Here is a 20,829-nt window from a genome sequence, read left to right as displayed (position 1 = left end):
TCAGGGGAGCCCGGCGCCGGGCGTGGTCACCGTGACGGCATCCAGCCGGGACAGCCGGGTGCCGACCAGGCGCCGGGGAAACGCGTCGGTGCTGGACAACAAGAACAGCGTGCGGCGTTCGGGGCCGCCGAGCGCGCAGGCGATGGCGACGCGCTCACCCATGTCGATGCGGTCGGTCACGGCGCCGCCCTCGACGATCCGCTCGAACTGGTGGGCCAGCGTCATCGAGGCCCAGACTGCGCCGTCGGCGTCGAGCGCGATGCCGTCGGGTGGCCCGTCCAGGCCGTCGGCGAAGACGCGGCGCTCGGCCAGCCCGCCATCCGGACCGATCGTGAACGCGGTCAGCCGCCGGCCGACCGACTCGGCGACGATCAGCTTCTGCCGGTCCGGTGTGATCACCATTCCGTTCGGAAAGTCGAGGTCTTCGGCTACGACCACGGCGCTGCCGTCCGGATCGAGCCGGATGATGGCGCCGCAGCTGAAGGCCTGGCAGCCGATGTACGCGCGGCCGGCGTCGTCGATGACCATGTCACCGAGGTTGACCGGTGTCAGTTCAGCGAGATCGGCGAGGGTTTCGACCGTTTCACCGTCGTAACGCAACACCTTCCGGTCTTCGGCAGAGACGATCAGGAGCGATCCGTCGGGGCGGAAACCCAGGCCCGACGGGCTGTGCCCGGGCAGCGGCAACGTGGTCAGCGAGCCGCCCATGGTCGAGGTGTGGACCGCCTCGCCCAGCATGTCGGAGAACCACAGCAATCCCTCGAACCAGCGCGGTCCCTCGCCGAAGCAGAAGCCGTTGGCCAGCGGCTCGGGAATCATCCGCGCACCCTCTCCACCGCTTTACAAAACACCGCCAAAGTGTCATGCACCGCGGGTACCGGTGTCAATCTCGTGACCGGGCGGGTTCCCGCGAGACGGCGTCCGGTTCTGCGGATCGATGCCCAAGTCGTAGCGGGTATCTGCAAACTGGGTGAAAGCGGCCTCCAAGGCCCTGGTCTCGGTGCCCGATTACGTTGCCTCCCTGCGTATTTCCTCGGACAGCCGATTCACCGGGCCGCAGTCTTGTTAGCCAAGCTTTACAAATCCTACTCAAAGTGTCACGCTGAGCCGTGAGCTGCTGGCGCGAGAGGTGGAGTGCGACTTGACCACGGAATCTGAGCAGACCGAGTGGACGGTGCAGGGCCTGCTGGACCTGTTCGACGTGCAGGCAGACGGGCAGGACCGGTTCACCGGCGACACCGGGATCGCCGCCGGCGACGAACGGCAAGTGGTGGAGGGCACCCAGGTGCTCGCCCAGGCGATCGTCGCGGTGGCCAAGCGATTCCCGGACAAGTCGGTGCGCTCGGCGCACGCGGTGTTCTCGCGAGCGGTGACCGTGGGGCCGCCGATCGAGCTCGTCCTCGACGTCGTCGCAGAGGGCCGGTCCACCGCCACCGCGGTGGTCGCCGTGCACCAAAACGGGCGGCGCTGCCTGAGCATCACGGTGCTGGCCGACGTCCCAACCGCCGACGTCATCCGCCACCACCTGCCGCGCCCCGACGTGGCCGGCCCCGCCGACGCCCACCACTCGCCAATGCCGATGGCCGGCCGGGAACTGCGCCTCGTCGACGTCGTCGACGTCAACAGCCCCGACGAGGTCGGGCCGCCGGAGCTCTACGCCTGGCTGCACTACGACCCGATCCCGGAACGGGACGACCTGGCCAAGGCGCTCATCGCCTACTTCACCGGACATCTCGGGATTTCCACCACGATGCGGGCACACTCGGGCATCGGCACCGCCCAGGCGCACCTGACGGTGTCCACCGCACCGATGAGCATCTCCGTCGCGTTCCACGAGCCGGTGCGCTGGAACGGATGGCTGCTGTACACCCACGAAAGCACCCAGGTCGGCGCGGGCATGTCGTATGTGCGCGGCACCGTGCATTCCGAGGAGGGGGAGCTGCTGTGTTCCTTCGCCCAGGAGGCGCTGATCCGCCCGCTGCGCACCACCGACACGGCCATCGATTCCCGCGCACGGTTCTAACGACCGGTCGCTGTCATGCAGTTCACCATCACCCACCCGATGCACAGCCACCCGTACAACCCGGAGCTGGTGAGCGGGGACGGCATCGGGAAGGTGGCCGCGGCCACCGAAGCGGCCGGGATTCACGGGTTCGGGTTCACCGATCACCCCGCGCCGTCGCAGCGCTGGCTGGAAGCCGGTGGGCATGACGCGTTGGATCCCTTTGTCGCACTGGGTTTCGCGGCGGCCACGACGACCACGCTGCGGCTGATCCCCAACATCGTGGTGCTGCCGTATCGAAACCCGTTCGTGGTGGCCAAGTCTGGCGCCACGCTGGATCTGCTCTCCGGCGGCCGGTTCACCCTGGCGGTCGGTGTGGGTTACCTCAAGCGTGAGTTCGCCGCGCTCGGCGTGAGCTACGACGAGCGGGCCGAGCTGTTCGAGGAGGCGTTGCAGGTGATCCGGGCGGTCTGGACCGGCGACGACATCACCTACGAGGGAAAGCATTTCAGCGCCCGCGGGATCACCGCGCACCCTCGGCCCGTCAGCGACCCGCATCCGCCGATCTGGATCGGCGGCAACACGTCGTCGGCGCGCCAGCGTGTGGCGCAGTACGGTAACGGCTGGTGTCCCTTCCCCGCCCCACCGCAACTGGCCCAGACGGCGGGCACCTCCGTCATCGACTCGGTGGCGCGCCTCACCGACGGCATCGACGACCTGCGGCGCCGGTGCGATGCCGCCGGCAGGGACTGGTCGACGATCGACATCACCTTCACCAACTTCGAGGGCGGCAGCCCCGCCGACGACGAATTCAACGCCGACGCCTATCTTGACGGCCTGGAGAAGCTGGCGAAGCTGGGCGTGACGTGGGTCAGCGTCCATCTCCCCGGCGACAGCATGGCGCACGCGCTCGAAACTCTCGACCGGTTCCGTACCCTCGTGATCGACGCGGCCTGATGGACTTCTCCCGCGTCGAACTCTCGCCCGAGGACCAGGCCTTCCGCGACGAGACTCGCGCGCTCATCGCCAAGCTCGTGACGGACGAAGTGCTCCACCGGCAGGTCGAATTCGGCGAAAACTTCGACGAGCACGTGCATCTGGCGCTGGGTGAGGCCGGCTACCTCGCATCGGATTGGAAGCTGGAGTCCGAGGGGGGATTCAACCCGGTCCGTCGGCGCATCTTCCAACTCGAGATCGCCCGGGCTCATACGCCTTGGTATCACTGGGGCACGACGTCCGTCGTCGCCCGGCTGGTGCGGCAATTCGGGGCGCCGGAGCTCGCCGACAAGGTGGTGCCCGGTGTGCTGTCCGGCGAGATCCGGCTTTGTCTGGGCTACACCGAGCCCGAGGGCGGCTCTGACGTCGCCACCTGCAAGACGCGCGCGGTGCGGGATGGGGGCGCGTGGATCATCAACGGCGCCAAGATGTTCACGTCGAACGCGCAGAACGCCAGGTACGTCTTTCTGCTCACCAACACCGACCCTCAGGGCGCGAAACACCGCAACCTGACCATGTTTCTGGTGCCCCTGGACTCGCCGGGCGTCGAAATCCAGGGCATCCGCACCCTGGACGGTGACCGCACCAACATCGTCTACTACAGCGACGTCCGCGTCGACGACCTCTACCGCATCGGTGAAGTCAACGGCGGCTGGACGGTGATGCGCGCGGCGCTCGACTCCGAGCATGGCATCGTGGACCCGGAAGACCATGGCCTGCAATACATTGCCGCGATGGCGGCGCACGGCGACCTGATGGCCGAAGTGGTCGACGCGGTCGCGGCCGTCGTCGCTGACCCCGGCCCCGACGGGCGGCGGCCGTTGGACGACGACTCCGTGAAATACCGGCTCGGCCGCAGCGCCGCCCGGATGGAGGCCGCGCTGTCGACGCCGGGGATGTTCGGGCGGGTCGCGGTCGCACAGACGATGCGCGACATCACCCCGGATCTGATGGACATTCTGGGGCCCGCGTCGGCGCTGCCCACCGAAACTAAAGGCTCCGCCACTGACGGTGCCGCAGAACACCTTTACCGGCTCGCGCTGCCGCTGGGGATCTACGGCGGAACCCTGGAAGTGTTCCGCAACATGATCGCCCAGCATGAGCTCAAGCTGGGCCGCCCGAGCTACGGCGGATAGCTTCCTCGCGTTCCGGCGCGCTAACCCTCGCTGAGGGCGCTACCTTTTCACCGAGTACCGGTCGCAGAGAGGTAGGCCCGCAGTGGTTGTTCTCGTGGCCCTGGGCTCGTTCATCACCACATTGCTGGGTGGCTACGCGGCGCTGCGGATCGGCTCCTACCGCTACCTGGTGCTGGGCCTGGCCGCCGGTCTGATGCTCGGCGCGGTGGCCTTTGACCTGCTGCCGGAAGCGATGAGCCAGACGCCATGGAGCCTGTTCGGCATACCCGCTCCACTGGTGGCCTTCGTTCTCGGCTTCCTGGTGCTGCATGTCATCGAACACACCGTCGGCATCCATCGCGGTCATGGGCCGAACGATTCGGGTGATCCGGATGCGCCCGGCGTCGGGATCCTCGCCGCTTCGGGGCTGATCGGCCACAGCCTCATGGACGGATTCGCCATCGGGGCCGCCTTTCAAGCCGGGGCCGCGGCGGGCGTCGTCGTGGCGGTGGCGGTGATCGGCCACGATTTCGCGGACGGCTTCAACACTTACACCATCACATCGCTGTACGGAAACGACCGTCGACGGGCTCTGACACTGCTGGCCGCCGACGCGGTCGCCCCGGTCGCCGGCGCGGCGCTCACCCTGGCCGTGACAATCCCCCATCGCGTGCTCGAGCTGTATCTCGGATTCTTCGCCGGTTTCCTGATGTACCTGGCCAGCGCCGACATCCTGCCGAGGGCGCACGCGGGACCTCGCACCGCGGTGACCCTGGGATGCACCCTGGGCGGGGTGCTGTTCATGCTGGCGATCGTCGGCCTGGCGAGCTGAGCTTACTTCGCTCCAAAGACACTCGGCTCCAATCTATTTCGAGCCCAGGCGGCTGCCTCGGCGATGACTGCCGCCGTGTCAAACTCCGACGGGAGTCGTACGTGCGTTGATCAGGGTGGGTCGCTGCCGGTCGGCGACGCCGCTTCTCAGCAACTCGATGACCTCGTCCGTGGTGTGCGCCTCATGGGCGTCGACTCCATAGCTGGCCGCTGTTGCCACGACATTGAGCCCCGGTAGATCGAGCCCGGGCACCCCTGGCGTCTTTTCCCATCCGCCGAATTCTTTGACCACACCGTATTCCGCGTTGGAAGCCACCACGATGGTCACGGGGATCTGGTACTGCGCCGCGGTCCACAACGCGGTAATCGCGTAATGCATCGAACCGTCCCCCATCAGCGCGACGACGGGACGGTCGGGGGCCGCGAGTTGAGCACCGACGGCCGCGGGCAGTCCGAAACCCAGTCCGCCGCCGGCCGCCGAAAGATGCGAGAACGGATGACCGGGTCGAATGCTGTTCGTAATGGCGACCTCGTTGCTGCCCGCCTCGCTGACCCACAACGTCTTCGGCGGCGCGCCCCGGCCGACGGCCGTCCATAGCGCTTCGGGGCGCAGCGGCGTCTGTGAATTGTCCAGGTCCGGGATCGGCGCGCGCGCCGCGGGTGCCGGCCGCTGGGTGGGCTTGGTCGCCGCGAGCAGTGCGGCGGCCGCGCTGGCAACGTCGGCGACGATCGCGTCCCCGGCGGGGGCGCGCGCGGCCTCATCAGGGTCATTGGTGATGTGAATCAGGCTCGCACCCTTGGGGAGATACGGTCCCGGCACCAACGGGTAGTACCGGAAAACGGGTGCCCCGATCACTAGAAGTAGGTCGTGTCCGGTCAGCATCTCAGAGATCCAGCCCGCGCCGGGCGGCAAAATGCCTTGATACAGCGGGTGATTCTCCGGAAATCCGCTCCACCCCGTTAGTGGCGCCGTCCAGACGGCCGATTGGGTGCGCTCCGCCAACGCGATCACCGCGTCCCACGCGCCATAACGCTCGACGTCGCCGCCCACAATTAGCGCCGGCGATTTCGCGGAGTTCAGTCGGGCGCCGATCTGCTCGGCGAGTTGGGGGGAAAAGCCCGCAGTGTGAGTCACCGAGCGGTCCCGCACGGCAGCAACATCGGTGGCCTGGCCGTCGTCGAATTGGACCGGCATGTCATCCATCGGCAGCGAGACGAACACCGGACCCATCGGCGGGGTGGTAGCCAGATGGATGGCGCGGGCCAGCACGGCGGGAGCCTCACTGGCGATCGCGGGTTCGGCCGCCCACTTCACGAAGGGCTTTGGCACCAAAGCGGGCTCTATGTTGGTCAGCAGACAGTATTGGTTCTGCATCGTGCGGCGCTGATTTCCGGCGGTCACGATCAGCGGAGTCTTGTTGATGAAAGCGTTGTAGAGCTGGCCCTGGGCGTTACCCATGCCGGGGGCGGTATGCAGGTTGACAAATGCGGGTCGTCCGGTGATTTGTGCGTATGCGTCGGCCATCCCGACCGGCACCATCTCCTGGAGCCCCAGCACATAGCGGAAGTCTTCTGGGAAGTCCTGCAGCAGAGCCAATTCCGACGAGCCCGGATTGCCAAAGATGGTGGTCAAGTTGTGTGCGCGCAGCAGGTCGAGAATCGCCTCACGAACGGTGGTCATGCTGCCGCCTCCAAGCTGCACGAATGAGGGATGGGCTGGTACGCCCGGCTCACCTCGATGATGACTCGCCGCGACCCAACGCAGAATCCTCAAGACCTGGTAGTCCGCGTGCGATCGACGGCCGTGCCCGCCGCAAATTCAGCGGACCGGATTGGCATCCGCACAAAGGGCGTCCCTGACCCACAGCCGATAAGCTTTCGGACATGATTTACGCCCGAAGCCGGGGCGGGCGCGAAGTCATTAAGTCCGGTCTTGTCGCCCCGCCGACCGGCCGCACTGACCTGCGGCCACCGCTTCGTCGGCGAGTGCACTGATGCACCCCTCGGAGCGGATCTCAATGCTGGGGCAAAACGGTGCCCTACCGTCCGCGCTGCGCGGCGAGATGATGTTCACGTCCAAGTGCGGCAGCGACGCCGCTACCGCGTTGACTGCGCTGGCCCAGGAATGCGCGCCGCACGATGCGCAGGCCGCGCGCGAACTGTATCTCGAGGCGCTATCGGCGGTCCTGTTCGCGGGCCGTCTCGCCGGCAGCGGTGCCGTGTTGGAAGTGGCGAGGGCCGCCGGGGAAGCCCCCGCGGCACGGCGACCGCAGAGCCCGGCAGACCTCCTACTGGATGGGTTGACGGCCCTGGTCGTCTCCGGTCCCCGAGCGGGCCTCGGGCTGGTTCGAAGCGCGTTGGCCGGATTCTGTGCCGCCGAAGGGCCAAGCGTCGAGGGCGGGACGCGTTGGCTCTGGCTTGCCTGCCACGGCGCCATCAACGCTTGGGACGATCGCGCGTGGCTACACTTGCCGGCTCGACAAGTCGGGCTCGCCCGTGCGGCGGAAGACCAACGCGTGTTGCCCGTGGCGTTGCACTCGCTGGCAGCGGCGCTGACTTGGAGTGGAAATTTCGCCGCCGCCCGCCAGCTGATCACCGAGGCCGACTCGATCACGGCGTCGACGGCTACGACGGTCTTTCCCTACGCGGCACTTCCGCTTGCGGCCTGGCAAGGCGACCAAACCGAAACTGCACGATTGGCGCAGGCAGGGAAACACTATGCGCTAGCCCGTGGTGAGGGAATGGGTTTGGCGTCAATCGAACTGGCGACCGCGCTCCTGTACAACGGGTTGGGGCATTATGAGCAGGCCTTCGTGGCGGCCCGACAAGGGTGTGGGCACGCAGAAGAACTGTGGACGACGTTCTTGCTACCCGAGTTGATAGAGGCGGCAACTCGTTGCGGGCAAACCGGCGACGCGCGTGATGCTCTCGCCTGTCTTGAAGAGAGCGCGCAGGCTGCTGGAACAGATTGGGCCCTGGGAACTTACGCGTGCTCGCGGGCACTCGTGAGCAGCGGCGGGTCCGCGGAACGGTTCTACCGCGAGGCGATCGAGCGGATGGACCGCACAAAGCTGCGCCCGGCCGCCGCGCGTGCACGACTTGTCTACGGCGAGTGGCTGCGTCGAGAACGACGGCCGCTCGACGCCCGAACCCAGCTCCGGCCCGCTTATGAAATGTTCACGACCAACGGAATGGAAGCTTTTGCCAGGCGCGCGCGGCTTGAGCTTGAAGCCACCGGCGTGCGAATTCGCGAAAAGGCCGACACCCGAAACGGTTCGGGTCTAACCCCGCGTGAGGCGCAGATCGCCGCGCTGGCCGCCGGCGGGGCCACGAATTCGGAGATCGGCGCCCAGTTGTTCATCAGTCCGAACACCGTCGCGTACCACTTGCGCAAGGTATTCATCAAACTGAACGTGACCGCACGGCGGCAGCTCGCTGTCGAGAAGATCAATCAATTACCGCCCGTCACCGACTGGTGATTGGCCGCCATGGGCGGCGAGACGCCAACGGGATTCAACAGTCAATAGCGCGTCACGGGATGGACTTTGGCGATTGCTCAAGTCGGCCGGCGAGTACCGCGACTCCATCACCGGTCAAATGCCCTAGCGCCCAGGGCCGGCCGGCCAGCACTGAGGCAAGGTGGCCGGCTTCACCGGTGACCGTTGGTCCATCATTGGGGTGTGACCAGGTGGTGTCGGTAGCGATGAGGTTCAGGCCTCGTGCGCGTTTCGAGGCTGGGACGAACGGGTTCGGGATTGCTACCTCGGTTTCGAGAACGGCAGCGAGTATTGCCCGGGGAATCGCGGAGTCTGCGCCGATCGAGTAGGTGATGTCCAGTTCATGGATGACGTGATCACCGAGGAGCAGTCGCCTGGGAAAGACGCGACCGATGCCTCGTGCAAGCTGTGTCAATGCCGCAAGGTCATCGATCAGCGTGTGCGGGTCCTGTTGTGCCGCCAACGCGCGGGCCATTGAGGAGTTGGTGCGGTCGAATGAACCCCGGTGCCGCAACATCGCGGCCGCGATCGACGGCAGCGTGGCTGAGTAGCCGACGACGAGGTGGGCCAGGACTTCGTGGTTGCTCCAGTCTGTGCACAGGCTGGGCTGCGACCACTGGTCTGCGGTGAGAGTACTGAGAAATCCGACGAGCCGAGCGTCGTTGTCCTGCAGGGTATTAACTGCTTTGGACATTCAGGTGCTCCTGAAGGAATTGGATTTGATCGGCGAGCAGTTCCCCTAGTAAGGGCGGGTGATAAATCTGGAAGTGATCCCCGTCGTAGTGCCGCACGACGCCGGACGGCGCGCGGTGTCCCACGTCCGCGGCATGGCGCGGGTTCATGAGGGTCTCTCGTGTGGAGACACATACCAGCAGTGGAGCCGTAATCCTCGCGGCGCCGTGTTTGGCGCTGGTCATGCCGATCCCGATGACGTCGGCGGCGGCGATGCGGTTGTCGAAGGTCGTGCCGGCGGGCACGGTGGAGTACCAGCCGGCGAGAGCGCCGGGGATGGTGACTGCAGAGAGGCTGCCCGGTTCGCCGACGATGGGGACATATCGTGGGGCGGCGCCCCGCATCCGTCGAAGCACATCGTCGAGGATCGCCGGTGTCGCGCGGAGAGCGGGCCGCCAGCCGCCGCGGGCCAGTGTTGCCGGTCCATGGACGATCGGGCACTGCACGACCACGGCAGCAAGATCGCGCCGGGCTGCGGCTTGCCGCAGCACATGCATCGCGCCGAGGCTGGTGCCCCACAAGCCGATTCGTTGGGAGTCGATGCTGTCGTGGTGATGTAGATAGTCCAGCGCAGCGCCGACGTCCTGTTGGTGTCGGCGCATGCTGAAGCGTTGCCGTGGTGAACCGTCCGAAGCGCCGGTGTGCCGGTAGTCGAAGGCCAGTGTCGCCACGCCGGCATCGGCGAAGTGTTGCTCGTATTGCGACATCAGCATGCCGTGCGTGGCGCCGAGGCCGTGGCAGAGCACAACCCCCGGATGGGGGCCGGCGCCGCGCGGCAGGGTCAGCCAGCCCGTGCACCGAACGCCTTGCGAAGTAAATGACACCGTGGTGGTGGCGATGTTAGGGCTCATGAAAATTCCCTGGACCGTATACGTACGTTGTACGTATACGGTCTACGTTAGGTACGCTGTACGTGTCAAGGGGTCCCAAGCGGGAGGTGAGCTATCCGGGCACGATTCACCGTCTCTGAAGTGCGCGCACACGCAATGGGGATCGTCGATCGCGACGGGCTGAGCGCGCTGAACATGCGCTCGCTGGCAACCGCCCTGGGTACCGGGCCGATGACGCTCTACAACTACGTCAAAGATCGAGAGGAACTCGAGGCTCTGGTCGCCGAAGCGGTGCTGGCCGACGTGAAACTACCTGCGCCGTGCGACGATTGGCTTGCTGATGTGAAATCCATCGCGATCGCCGTATGGGAATCAATGCGCCGTCACCGTAACGCTGTCCCGCTGGTCTTGACCCGCCGCACCGTCTCGAACGAGAGCTTTGCGCCCGCAGAACAGCTCGTCGCGGCACTGGTCCGTGGCGGACTTGCCGACCACGATCTGTTGGCCGCCTTTCGTGGGGTGCTCAGCCTGATCATGGGGGCCGCGCAGGTGGAGTTGGCCGGCCCCGCGGCGGTGGGTCCTCAAGAGCAGGCCAACATCGATGCCGCCGGCCGCATCGGACGCCTGGCGGGCGCCGACCACCCCCACCTGGCAGCCCTCGCATCCACCAGCCAACAATCATCGATGGCCGCGGACTTCGACCGCGCCCTCGACATGCTGCTGGCCGGTATCCAGGCCCGCGCGGATGCGTCTCGAACGACGCGCAACGGTCGACGCACCCCGAAACGTTGAGCTGCGACGTCTAGCTACGGCGGCTGACCGGCAGCTCCGCGATCACGTCGGCGCGGGCGAGGTCGAAGCTGAAGAACCCTTCGATGGGCAGGCTTTCCGGCGGCGGATCGGCGTAACTCCACGCGATGTCGTCGACATTGCCCGCGGACCAATATGTCGCGAAACCCTTGTAGTTGCAGTAGCTCACCGTCTCCGAACGGTGTAGCAGGTCGGTGCGCACGTGCCGCGGATCGACGTAAAGCCTTGGCTCCAAGGAGGTCTCGAATAGGATCACGGTGTCGTCGGTATCCACCAGCACCGTGCCGGCGACCGAAACCCGCAGGCGGCGCTTGGTGGGACGGCAGTCGACTCGGTGGTAGGGATTCGGCGGGTAGTGCACGAGTTCTCGTCCCTCTTCGAGCCAGGTGTCGACGGCGTCCCAGGGCACGTGGACGAAGCCCGGCGCCTCGGGCTCGGGTTCGGTGGGCAGGTCACCGACCTCGTCCGCCCGAAAGACGTAGCTGAGCGGCTGGCCCCGCCGGTGCACCAGCAGCGCCCCTTCGGTGTCGATCACCAGCCGCCCATCCTGGATCGCTTGCACGCGGCGCGGATGAGGCTCGATGAAGACGACGTCGGCGGGCAGCGGCGGCGAGAATCGCCCGGCCGGATCACTGCTGAGCGGACCACGTCCGGCTACCAGGCTCATGGCGCTCCTTCCGTCGCACGCAAACGCCACCCGACGTCACGCTAGCGTGGCACTCACCATGCAGCGCCACGCTGGCGTGACATTCGAAGAGTGCAGAGTAGGAACGTAGCCATGGCGGGACCAATGGAGGGCGTCACGGTCGTCGAGCTCGGGGTATGGGTGGCCGGCCCGGCCACCGGCGGCATCCTGGCCGACTGGGGGGCCGACGTCATCAAGATCGAACCGCCCAGCGGCGACCCGGGGCGCCCGTTCGGCAGGATGCTGGGCTGCGACCTCGGGGTCAACCCGCCTTTCGAGATGGACAACCGCTCCAAGCGCAGCGTCGTGTTGAACCTCGCGGAGGCGGCGGACCTCGACACCGCGTTCGAATTGCTCGCCGGCGCCGACGTTTTCGTGACCAACGTGCGGCCCGGCGCGCTGCAACGCCTGGGGCTCGACTTCGAATCGGTGTCCGCCCGCAACCCGCGCCTGGTGTACGGGCTGATCACCGGATACGGCGAGACCGGACCCGATGCGGACCGGGCCGCCTACGACGTGGCCGCGTTCTGGTCGCGCGCCGGGGTGGCGCATCTGCTCACCCGGCCCGGCGACACGCCGCCGTTTCAGCGCGGTGGCATGGGCGATCATTCGGCCGGCATGACGCTGGCGGCCGCCATCTGCGCGGCGCTGGTTGCCCGCGCCCGCACCGGGACCGGCCAGCTGGTGAGCACCTCGTTGTATCGGCAGGGCGCCTACACCGTGAGCTTCGACCTGAACACCTACCTGCTCACGGGCCAACCGATCGCGATCGGGCAACGCGAGTCGATGGGTAATCCCTGCATGAACAACTACGCCACCGCCGATGGGCGGCGATTCTGGATCGTCGGGCTCGAAGGCGATCGGCACTGGCCCCCGCTGTGCCGCGCCGTCGGCCACCCGGACTGGCTAGACGATCCCCGCTTCGCCGACGCCTACGCGCGCTTCGTCAACGCGGCGGAACTGATCGCCGAGCTGGACGCCATCTTCGCCACCCGCACCCTCGACGAATGGGCGCAGGCCTTCGCGGCCGAACCCGATTTCTTCTGGTCGCCGGTGAACAGCCTCGAAGACGTCGTCGCCGACGAGCAGTTTCACGCGGCGGGCGGCATCGTCGACGTGCCCGACGGGGAATCGAGCGTCCCGATGGTGGCCACACCGGCCGATTTCCACGGCACACCCTGGGCACCGCGTTCTGCGGCACCGGAACTCGGGCAGCACACCGAGGAAGTGCTCGCCGAACTCAAGGCGCGCCGCGGTTCGTGACCACCGGTCGCACCTTTACAAATTTTCTGTCAAGTGTCACGCTGTCCGGTGAGTCGTCTCAGGCGGCCCAGCCCAGGACAAGCGTTGCGGTAAACGCCAATGCACGGATTCGGTGCGGCGGTGAGGAACGGATTGAATGGTCACGTCAACGTTCGACATCAGGGAAGGCAGCCGGGTCTACGCCGCCCGGGCGAGCCGTGCCGACCGGGACTGTCTGCGCTATCGGCTCGACGTCATCGCGGCGAGCGCGCTGGACGTCGTCGAATCGGCCGGAGGTTGGCTCTACGACCGCGCGATGGCCGGCTGGCAGGTGACGGTGCTGCTGCCGAATGACGGCGACGCGCGCGCCCTGCGGATCCTCGGCGTGCAGGCGCGGAATCTCGAGGAGTGGCTGGCCTCGACGGCGCCCGGCTCGACGAGCGAGAGCCTGGCGGTGAGCGCCGAGGCGTTCACCGCGGATGCGCGTGTGCGCGCCAAGGTGCTCACGTCGCTGGACGACCGGTTGACCGAAGTCGCGCTGTGGGGCCAGGCGCCTTCCGGGTGGCCCTCACGAGTGGACCGCGGGGTGGCGAGGGCGCAGTACGCGCTCAGCGCGGCCGCGCGAAGGTTCAAGGGCCACGCGCTGGCGGCGGCCGGGAGTGCTTGTCACGCCGTGTATTCCACGGAGACATTGCTCTGCGATTTGGCGACCTGTGGGCGCGGCGACTCGGGCCTGGTCCGGCTCGACCGATGAAGAAGTACTACCGCCACACGCTGCTCTATCTGCACGAGACCATCTCGCTCGGCTCCGGCCGAAGCGACCGCTTCACCGAGGTGTTCTCCGACACCTACCTGCCGATGATGGAAGAGACCGGTGCCCGGCTGTTCGCGATCTGGGAGACCACGCCCTACAACGGCCACTGGCCGCAGGTGACGATCATCTGGGAGATCGACGGGTTCGCCGACTATGCGCGGATCGGGGCCGCCCAGGCCCGCGGCGGCAGTCACGAGGCCGCCGCCGGTAAATGGTCCGCCTTTCTGGCCGACATCGGCGCCGCGGGGGAGGGGCGAATCATGTACCCCGGCCCCAGCAACAGGACCCTTGCCCAATTGCGCGAAGCCAATTTCGCTGCGCCGCTGGTGATCCAGGAGATCATGCAAACCAAGCCGGGGCGCCAAGACGACTACATCCGCGAACTCGAGCGGCTCTACGTCCCATGGTCGGAACGCACCGGCAAGCGCTGGCTGGGCTCGTTCACCACGACCTTCCGCTACAACGAGGTGATCCACTATTGGGCGCTGGACGGCGGCTGGGAATGCTTCGCCAACCACTACCCCTCGTGGAAGGAGAGCCCACCGGCCGAGATCGTCACCTGGATGAGCGTGGCGCCCGCCCTGCGCGACGGATGGGAGGATTCGATCCTGCAGGCCCTACCGCCGTCGCCGCTGCAGTGATGCGACAGCAAGAGGCCGCGCCCTTCGCCTACGACCCCTTCGACGCGCAGGTGATGGCGAACCCCCTGCCGTACTACCGAATCCTGCGGAACCATCATCCGGTGTACTACATGCCGCAGTGGGACACCTTCGCGCTGTCCCGCTTCGAGGACATCTGGCAGGTGCTGGAAGTCAACGACGGGACGTTCGTCGCCTCGGAGGGGACACTGCCCGCGGCGTCGGTTCTGGCCACGCACAACACCGGCCCGGTGGACGACCCGCCGCTGCACCCGTTGCCGTTTCACGCGGTGTTCGACACGGATCTGTACGCGGAGATCCGGCGCGCGCACTCCCAGCCGCTGCGGCCCAGGGCCGTCACCGGCTGGGAGGACAGAATCCGCGAGCTGGCCGACGAACGCCTCGATGAGCTGCTGCCCCGCGGTTCCTTCGACCTGACCCAGGACTACGGCGGCATTGTCGTGGCATCCGTCGTATGCGAATTGCTGGGAATCTCAACCGATCTCGCGCCCGAGGTGCTGGCCGCGGTCAACGCGGGCAGCCTCGCCGAGCCGGGTGTCGGGGTGGACACCGCCGAAGCGCGGCCGAACTACTTCCAGTACCTGCTGCCGGTGGTGCAGCGCCGCCGCGGCGACCGGTCCGGAAGGCCGCTCGGCGTCGTGGACGGCCTGCTCGGCTACCGCCTGCCCGACGGCAGCCCGCTCGACGATGTCGAAGTCGCGACCCAGATGCTCTGCATCTTCATCGGAGGCACCGAGACGGTGCCCAAGATCGTCGCCCACGGCCTGTGGGAGCTCAACCAGCGACCCGACCAACTCGCCGCGGTCCGCGCCGACCCAGAAAACAACGTGCCGGTCGCGCGCGAGGAGATGATCCGGTTCTGTGCGCCGGCGCAGTGGTTCGCCCGAACCGCGCGACGGCCCTTCACCATTCACGACCAGACCATCCGGCCCGGACAGCGCGTCATCACCCTGCTCGCCTCGGCCAACCGCGACGAGCGGGAATACCCCGAGCCCGACGAATTCGTCTGGGACAGGCCGATCCGCCGGTCGCTGGCCTTCGGCCGCGGTCAGCATTTCTGCATCGGCTACCACCTGGCCAGGCTGGAAGTCGATGTGCTGGTGCAGGAATGGCTGCGTCGGGTGCCCGACTACGCGATCCAGGCCGAGGCCGCCAAGCGGCTGCCCTCCAGCTTTCAATGGGGATGGAACAACATCCCGGTGGAGGTCTGACGTGTGGTCCTACCGGATCGTCGCCCCCTACCTGTTCGAGCGGACAACGCTTCCAGAGAAGACGCCCGAGCGCCTCGCCGAGGGCCAGGTGTTGTTGCGGTTCATGGCCGCCGGTGTCTGCGGCAGCGATCTGCCGGCCTTCCGCGGTGCCCGCGGCCGCCTTCCGGGTGACGACGGGGCCAGTGCGGCCGAAAAGGACGGCTTTCCCATCCACGAAGTCGCCGGCGAGGTGATCGCCAGCCGACACCCCGAGCACCGTCCCGGCGACTGCGTGGTCGGCTGGGCGTCCGGGTTCGACGGCATGATGGAACGCGTGGTCAGCAACGGCGACGGCTTGGCGCCGTACGATCCGGCGCTGACCCCGGCGCAGGCGGTCGGCCTGCAACCGCTGGCGTGCGTCCTCTACGCCTGCGAGCAGCTGCCGGATCTCGCCGGCAAGCATGTGGCGATCATCGGCCAGGGGTCCATCGGCATGCTGTTCTCCTACGTCGCGAAGGCGGCCGGTGCGCGGCGCGTCACCGGAGTCGACCCCGTCGATCGGTCAAGTCTGGCAACCGCATTCGGTGTCGACGAGCCGGTGCGTGCCACCAGCGACCGCTGGGCGAGCCGGCTTGCGGCCGGTGACCGCGCCGACATCGTCATCGAGGCCGTGGGTCACCAGGTCGCCACACTGGGCCACGCCGTCGACGCGACCGCGCCCGGCGGCACCATCTTCTACTTCGGCGTCGCCGACGACGACGCCTACCCAATCAACATGCGCGCCATGCTGCGCAACAACCTGACGCTGAAATCCGGTGTGACACTTGACCGGCGGCGGATGCTGGAACTCGCGGGCAAGTTCGCCGCCGAACATCCCGAGCTGCTCGCCACCTACCTGACGCACACGTTCGGCATCGACGACGTCCAGGGTGCGTTCGAGTTGGCCTGCCGCCCGGTTCCCGAGCGCGTCAAGATCGCGATCGGACAGTGAGCGTGCCGGGCAGTTCACAGAGCGCGTTACAGCGCGCCCTGAACCGCGGCGGGCCGATATGGGGCGGCTGGATCACCGGGCCGACGCTGCTCGGCCCGGAGGAATTCGCCGGTGCGGGCTACGACTATGTGGGTTTTGACGCCCAGCACGGCTACCTCGACGACGCCGACATCGCCGGGATGCTGCGCCGGACCGAGCACCTGCCCGTCGGCACCGTGGTGCGGCTGCCCAACGCCGACGCGGCCCCGATCGGCCGCGTGCTAGACGCCGGCGCCGACGCGGTCGTCATCGCCATGATCGAATCGGCGGACCAGGCCGCCGCGGCGGTGGCCGCCACCCGCTACCAGCCCGCGGGCATCCGCAGCTTCGGTCCGCTGCGCGCCGGCCTGGGCCGCGACACCGCCGCGCTGGAGTCCCGGGTGAGCGTGTTCGCGATGATCGAGACGGCCGCGGCGCTGTCCGGACTGGACGACATCTGCGCCGTCGACGGGCTCACCGGGCTCTACGTCGGCCCCGCCGATCTGGCGCTTTCACTGGGCGTGGACGTGGTTGGCGCGACGAAAAATCCGGCCGTCCTGGATGCCATCGTGGGAATCCACCGCGCGGCCACCGCCGCCGGGTTGGTGACCGGCATCCACGCCGGGGACGGCACGACGGGCCGCGCCATGGCGAAGCTGGGGCTGTCGATGATCACCCTGACGGCCGAATCGCACGCGCTGCGCCGGGGAGCCGCGGAGCACCTGCGCGAGGCGAAGCATGACGGATGACCGGGCCGCGGTCCGTGAGCTCATCGTCGACTACGCCCTCGCGCTCGACGCGGGAGACGTCGACGGCTGCCTGGCGTTGTTCGCCGCGGACGCCGAATTCCTGGTCTACGGACGAGTTTTCGCCGGCCACGACGGCATCGGGAAGATGTTCCGGGACGCCCCGCGGGGGCTGCACCTGACCGGGGTCAACCGGATCCACGTCGACGGCGACACCGCGACGGCGCGGTCGCAGGTGCTGTTCGTCCGCGCGGGTGACCTGCACCTGCGCCCCGCCCTCTACGACGACGAACTGATCCGCAACGATGGGCGGTGGCGTTTCCGGCGCCGGCGCTGCCAGTTCGTCACCAGCCGCGGCCTGTCCGACTCCCCCGAGGTCACCTCATCATGAATCAACGCGTCGCATTGGTGACCGGTGCCGCCGGCGGCCAGGGCTGGGCCATCGCCAAACGGCTACGCAGGGAAGGGTATTCGGTCGCCGCATGCGATCGGCGGGCCAGCGAGCTGACCGCCCTGGTCGACGAATCGGGAGACGACGGGATGGTTGCGATCGAACTCGACGTCACCTCCGAATCGCTGTGGGAGTCGGCCGTGCACACCGTGATCGGCCGATTCGGGGCGCTGACCACGCTGGTGAACAACGCCGGCGTGCTGCATCGCGCCTCGTTGGCCGACGAGACCGCCGACGGGTTCGAGAATTCCTGGCGGGTCAATTGTTTCGGCGCTTTCCTCGGCATTCATGCGACGCTGGAGCACCTGCGCGCGGCGCAGAACGCCGCCATCGTCAACATCTGCAGCACCGGAGCCATCCGCCCCTTCCCGCACCACGCCGCGTACGGTTCGGCGAAGTGGGCGCTTCGCGGCCTGACCCAGAACGCCGCCGCCGAACTGGCACCCTTCGGCATCCGGGTCAACGCCGTGTTCCCCGGTCCCATCGCCACGCCGATGCTCGATGACGCGACCCAACTGCGGCTCGCCGCGTCGTCGGCCTTCGGGCGGATCGGCCAGCCGCGTGAGATTGCCGACGCCGTCGCGTTCCTGGCCTCCGAGGAGGCGTCGTTCATCACAGGTTCCGAACTCATCGTCGACGGTGGCCAGTGCGTGCAGATCCGATGACCTGGCGAAGCCCCGGCCGTGACGGGCGCGGGACCTTCGCCTCTACTCTGAGCGCCCGGGGCATCGGCAGAATGTGCTGCCATGAAGATCACCGGCCTCGAGGTGGTGCCGTTCGAAACGTTCGTCGATCGAATCTCGTTCGGCCAGCTGATGACCGATTACCGCGTGGTGCAGACCGTGACCAAGGTGGTCACCGACGAGGGGATCGAGGGCTACTACTTCGGTGGTCACTTCCACGGTGACCAGGACGGCCTGCTCCCCGGGGATCAGGCGCTGATCACCCAATTCCTGAGCCCACTGCTCGCCGGCCAGAACCCGTTCGACAGGGCCGAGATCTGGCGGCAACTGTGGGCGGCGAAGCTACCCGAAAACGTCTGCAGCGTAATCGATCTGGCCCTGTGGGATCTGGCCGGCCGGGTCACCGGGTTGCCGGTACACAAACTGCTCGGCGGGGCGCGGGACCGGGTGAAGGCATATGCCAGCAGTTTCAACAACCTCGGATCACCCGACGAGTACGCCGCCCACGCCGTCGAATGCAAGCGTCAAGGCTACGGCGCCTACAAGATTCACCCGTATCACTACTGGAATCCCGCGACAGGTCAATTCGCCCTGCCGCGGCCGTCCTACGTGGATTGGGACATCAGGGTGTGCCGCGAGGTTCGGGCGGCGGTGGGTGACGAGATGGTGCTGATGTTCGATCCCTGGGGCACCTACCACACCCACGAGGACGCGCTGCGGGTCGGCCGCGAGCTGCAGCGACTGGGCTTCTACTGGTACGAGCACCCGATGCCGGAGTACCGGGTTGAGGCCTACCGGCGACTCGGCGACGAACTGGACATCCCCATCTGCTCCCCCGAGATCGCCGAGGGAGGCATCTACACCCGGGCGGATTGGATCCTGCGCCATGCCTCCGACATCAGCCGCATCGATGTATTGCGCGGAGGCATTACCGGTGTGATGAAGCTGGCGGGGATGTGCGAGGCGGTCGGCATGCGGTGCGAGCTGCATATGAGCGGCTTCGGCAACCTGCAGGTGCTCGGTGCCACCAGCGAAGACGTCTGCGAGTACTACGAGCGCGGCCTGCTCGGGCCCGGGGTTCGCTACGACGCCGCGCCGCCGTATCTGAAGTCGCCCTGCGATCCGCTCACCCCCGACGGGTTCGTCGAGATACCGTCGGCCCCCGGGCTGGGTTACGAAATCCGCTGGGAATACATCGAAGAACACCGTCTGCCGGACGCGGCGGTGGAACCCGTCGCGCCCCTGCACCCGAGATAGCGGCTAATCGAACCTGATGAGCTGCCGCACCGCGGTGCCGTCGGCCAGGTTGTCCATCGCCTCGTTGATCTCGTCCAACCGGATCGACGACGACACCAGCGATTCCACCGGCAGCCGGCCCGCTTGCCACAGTGCGACGAACCGGGGAATGTCGCGGCTGGGCACCGCCGAACCCAGGTAGCTGCCGATCAGCGAGCGCCCCTCGGCCACAAAACCCAACGGCGACAAACTGATTCGTGCATCCGGTGGCGGCAGGCCGACGGTGATGGTGCGGCCGCCCGGCGCGGTCAGCGCGACGGCCGTCTCGAGTGCGGCGGGATGACCAACCGCCTCGACGACCACGACTGCCTTGACCCGAGCGTCGGCGGCTTGCTGCGGCGTGTACGCCTCGTGCGCGCCTAGGGCGCGGGCGGCCGTCAGCTTGTCGGGCAATTGGTCGACGGCGACGACGCGCACGCCGTCATAGGTGAGCGCCGTGAGCACCGCCGCCATGCCGACACCGCCCAGGCCGACAACGGCGACCGTCTGACCCGGCTGCGGGTTGCCGACGTTGAGCACGGCGCCCCCACCCGTCAGCACGGCGCACCCCAGCAGCGCGGCGACCTCGGGCGGCACGTCGGGCGGCACCGGAACCACACTGGCCCGGTTGACCACCGCGTGCGTCGCGAATCCCGAGACCCCCAGGTGGTGATACACCCGTTGGCCGGCGTGGTGGAGCCGGATGTCGCCGTCCAGCAAGGTACCCGCGGCGTTGGCCGCGCTGCCCGGTTCGCACGGGGTCAGGCCCTGTGTCGCGCAGGCCGCGCAATGACCGCACCGCGGCAGGAACACCAGTACCACCCGCTGGCCGATGGCGAGGTCGGTCACGCCGTCACCAACCCGCTCGATGATTCCGGCCGCCTCATGGCCGAGCAGCATCGGCACCGGGCGCACCCGGTTGCCGTCGACCACCGACAGATCGGAGTGGCACACCCCGGCCGCCTCGATGCGAATCATCACCTCGTTGCTGCCCGGCGGGTCCAGGTCGAGATCGACGACGCGGATGGGCCGGGAATCGGCGTACGGGCGAGGCAGACCGACCCGGTCCAGCACGGGGAAGTCGTCGCTGGTGAGCCCGTCCGGCGCCGGTGGTATCACCGGATCCGGCGAGGCCGGGGGTTCCGAAGCCATGGTTGTATTCCAACATGGTTCAGATTCGGGGGGCCGTGCTGGACCGGGTCGGTCTGCCTCGCCCGTACGCCGATTCCCGGCCCATCCGCGTCGTCGAGCTCGAACTGGAC

The 20,829-nt window shown here is 67.6% G+C and carries 21 protein-coding genes; 15 read left to right on the top strand and 6 right to left on the bottom strand.

The annotated features are described in order from the left end of the window. Complete coding sequence (locus A5697_RS08200) at nucleotides 1-819, bottom strand: SMP-30/gluconolactonase/LRE family protein (RefSeq protein WP_068009609.1); 819 nt, start codon at nucleotides 817-819, stop codon at nucleotides 1-3. A 322-nt stretch (nucleotides 820-1,141) separates the two neighbouring features. Here A5697_RS08200 and A5697_RS08195 point away from each other — a divergent pair, with 322 nt between their 5' ends. From A5697_RS08195 to A5697_RS08180, 4 genes are all read left to right on the top strand, one after another. After that, nucleotides 1,142-2,023 (top strand): acyl-CoA thioesterase II, encoded by an 882-nt coding sequence (locus tag A5697_RS08195; protein WP_068009668.1) that lies wholly within the window; start codon nucleotides 1,142-1,144, stop codon nucleotides 2,021-2,023. Between the two features lie 15 nt (nucleotides 2,024-2,038). Beyond that, on the top strand, nucleotides 2,039-2,959 hold the full coding sequence (locus tag A5697_RS08190) for an LLM class F420-dependent oxidoreductase (protein ID WP_068009606.1): 921 nt from the start codon (nucleotides 2,039-2,041) through the stop codon (nucleotides 2,957-2,959). Then, a complete protein-coding gene (locus A5697_RS08185) occupies nucleotides 2,959-4,134 on the top strand; it encodes an acyl-CoA dehydrogenase family protein (RefSeq protein ID WP_068009604.1) in 1,176 nt (391 codons plus the stop codon). Before A5697_RS08190 ends, A5697_RS08185 begins: the two co-directional genes overlap by 1 nt. An 82-nt stretch (nucleotides 4,135-4,216) precedes the next feature. Beyond that, nucleotides 4,217-4,945, top strand: a complete 729-nt coding sequence (locus A5697_RS08180; RefSeq protein WP_067943503.1) for a ZIP family metal transporter — start codon at nucleotides 4,217-4,219, stop codon at nucleotides 4,943-4,945. A gap of 78 nt (nucleotides 4,946-5,023) precedes the next feature. On the opposite strand, the gene mdlC is transcribed toward A5697_RS08180, so the two are convergent. After that, nucleotides 5,024-6,625, bottom strand: a complete 1,602-nt coding sequence (mdlC, locus tag A5697_RS08175) for a benzoylformate decarboxylase (RefSeq protein WP_068009603.1) — start codon at nucleotides 6,623-6,625, stop codon at nucleotides 5,024-5,026. A 337-nt stretch (nucleotides 6,626-6,962) separates the two neighbouring features. Between mdlC and A5697_RS08170 the strand changes: the two genes are divergently transcribed. Further along, nucleotides 6,963-8,423 carry a helix-turn-helix transcriptional regulator gene (locus A5697_RS08170; RefSeq protein WP_068009601.1) on the top strand — a complete coding sequence of 487 codons (1,461 nt, stop codon included), beginning with the start codon at nucleotides 6,963-6,965 and terminating at the stop codon, nucleotides 8,421-8,423. Between the two features lie 52 nt (nucleotides 8,424-8,475). On the opposite strand, the gene A5697_RS08165 is transcribed toward A5697_RS08170, so the two are convergent. After that, entirely contained in the window at nucleotides 8,476-9,135 is a 660-nt protein-coding gene (locus tag A5697_RS08165) for a maleylpyruvate isomerase family mycothiol-dependent enzyme (protein ID WP_067943509.1), read from the bottom strand. After that, the gene (locus A5697_RS08160; RefSeq protein ID WP_068009599.1) at nucleotides 9,119-10,024 is read right to left on the bottom strand and encodes an alpha/beta hydrolase; all 906 of its coding nucleotides are present in this window, start codon (nucleotides 10,022-10,024) and stop codon (nucleotides 9,119-9,121) included. The genes A5697_RS08165 and A5697_RS08160 overlap by 17 nt, the downstream gene beginning before the upstream one ends. Before the next feature lie 135 nt (nucleotides 10,025-10,159). On the opposite strand from A5697_RS08160, the gene A5697_RS08155 reads away from it, so the two are divergent. After that, nucleotides 10,160-10,795 carry a TetR/AcrR family transcriptional regulator C-terminal domain-containing protein gene (locus tag A5697_RS08155; protein ID WP_369806092.1) on the top strand — a complete coding sequence of 212 codons (636 nt, stop codon included), beginning with the start codon at nucleotides 10,160-10,162 and terminating at the stop codon, nucleotides 10,793-10,795. Nucleotides 10,796-10,805: 10 nt separating this feature from the next. Here A5697_RS08155 and A5697_RS08150 read toward each other — a convergent pair whose 3' ends face one another. Continuing rightward, a complete protein-coding gene (locus A5697_RS08150; RefSeq protein WP_068009594.1) occupies nucleotides 10,806-11,480 on the bottom strand; it encodes a DUF427 domain-containing protein in 675 nt (224 codons plus the stop codon). 111 nt (nucleotides 11,481-11,591) lie between these two features. Between A5697_RS08150 and A5697_RS08145 the strand changes: the two genes are divergently transcribed. The 9 genes from A5697_RS08145 (at nucleotide 11,592) to A5697_RS08105 (ending at nucleotide 19,549) form a co-directional block, all read left to right on the top strand. Beyond that, the gene (locus A5697_RS08145; RefSeq protein ID WP_068009592.1) at nucleotides 11,592-12,761 is read left to right on the top strand and encodes a CaiB/BaiF CoA-transferase family protein; all 1,170 of its coding nucleotides are present in this window, start codon (nucleotides 11,592-11,594) and stop codon (nucleotides 12,759-12,761) included. 136 nt (nucleotides 12,762-12,897) lie between these two features. Then, a complete protein-coding gene (locus tag A5697_RS08140; RefSeq protein ID WP_067943517.1) occupies nucleotides 12,898-13,494 on the top strand; it encodes a hypothetical protein in 597 nt (198 codons plus the stop codon). Continuing rightward, nucleotides 13,491-14,195, top strand: coding sequence for an NIPSNAP family protein (locus A5697_RS08135; protein WP_067943519.1), 705 nt, complete (start codon nucleotides 13,491-13,493; stop codon nucleotides 14,193-14,195). The genes A5697_RS08140 and A5697_RS08135 overlap by 4 nt, the downstream gene beginning before the upstream one ends. Next, nucleotides 14,195-15,424, top strand: a complete 1,230-nt coding sequence (locus A5697_RS08130) for a cytochrome P450 (RefSeq protein ID WP_068009590.1) — start codon at nucleotides 14,195-14,197, stop codon at nucleotides 15,422-15,424. The genes A5697_RS08135 and A5697_RS08130 overlap by 1 nt, the downstream gene beginning before the upstream one ends. Nucleotide 15,425: 1 nt before the next feature. After that, nucleotides 15,426-16,394 (top strand): zinc-binding dehydrogenase, encoded by a 969-nt coding sequence (locus tag A5697_RS08125; protein WP_068009588.1) that lies wholly within the window; start codon nucleotides 15,426-15,428, stop codon nucleotides 16,392-16,394. Nucleotides 16,395-16,396: 2 nt separating this feature from the next. Beyond that, nucleotides 16,397-17,161, top strand: coding sequence for an HpcH/HpaI aldolase/citrate lyase family protein (locus tag A5697_RS08120; protein ID WP_068009666.1), 765 nt, complete (start codon nucleotides 16,397-16,399; stop codon nucleotides 17,159-17,161). After that, nucleotides 17,151-17,549: a nuclear transport factor 2 family protein gene (locus tag A5697_RS08115; protein WP_067943525.1), complete on the top strand. Its 399-nt coding sequence runs from the start codon at nucleotides 17,151-17,153 to the stop codon at nucleotides 17,547-17,549. The genes A5697_RS08120 and A5697_RS08115 overlap by 11 nt, the downstream gene beginning before the upstream one ends. Beyond that, entirely contained in the window at nucleotides 17,546-18,274 is a 729-nt protein-coding gene (locus A5697_RS08110) for an SDR family NAD(P)-dependent oxidoreductase (protein WP_068009586.1), read from the top strand. Before A5697_RS08115 ends, A5697_RS08110 begins: the two co-directional genes overlap by 4 nt. Before the next feature lie 81 nt (nucleotides 18,275-18,355). Beyond that, complete coding sequence (locus A5697_RS08105) at nucleotides 18,356-19,549, top strand: enolase C-terminal domain-like protein (RefSeq protein WP_068009584.1); 1,194 nt, start codon at nucleotides 18,356-18,358, stop codon at nucleotides 19,547-19,549. Nucleotides 19,550-19,552: 3 nt separating this feature from the next. Here the strand turns inward: A5697_RS08105 and A5697_RS08100 are convergent, their stop codons facing one another. Next, complete coding sequence (locus A5697_RS08100) at nucleotides 19,553-20,719, bottom strand: alcohol dehydrogenase catalytic domain-containing protein (RefSeq protein WP_231972007.1); 1,167 nt, start codon at nucleotides 20,717-20,719, stop codon at nucleotides 19,553-19,555. Nucleotides 20,720-20,829 lie beyond the last annotated feature (110 nt).

This window comes from Mycobacterium sp. E3251, from assembly GCF_001666835.1.
In the GTDB taxonomy this organism is placed as follows: Bacteria; Actinomycetota; Actinomycetes; order Mycobacteriales; family Mycobacteriaceae; genus Mycobacterium.
Note: the sequence above shows the minus strand (reverse complement) of the source record. Positions and strands in the feature narration are given on the sequence as shown.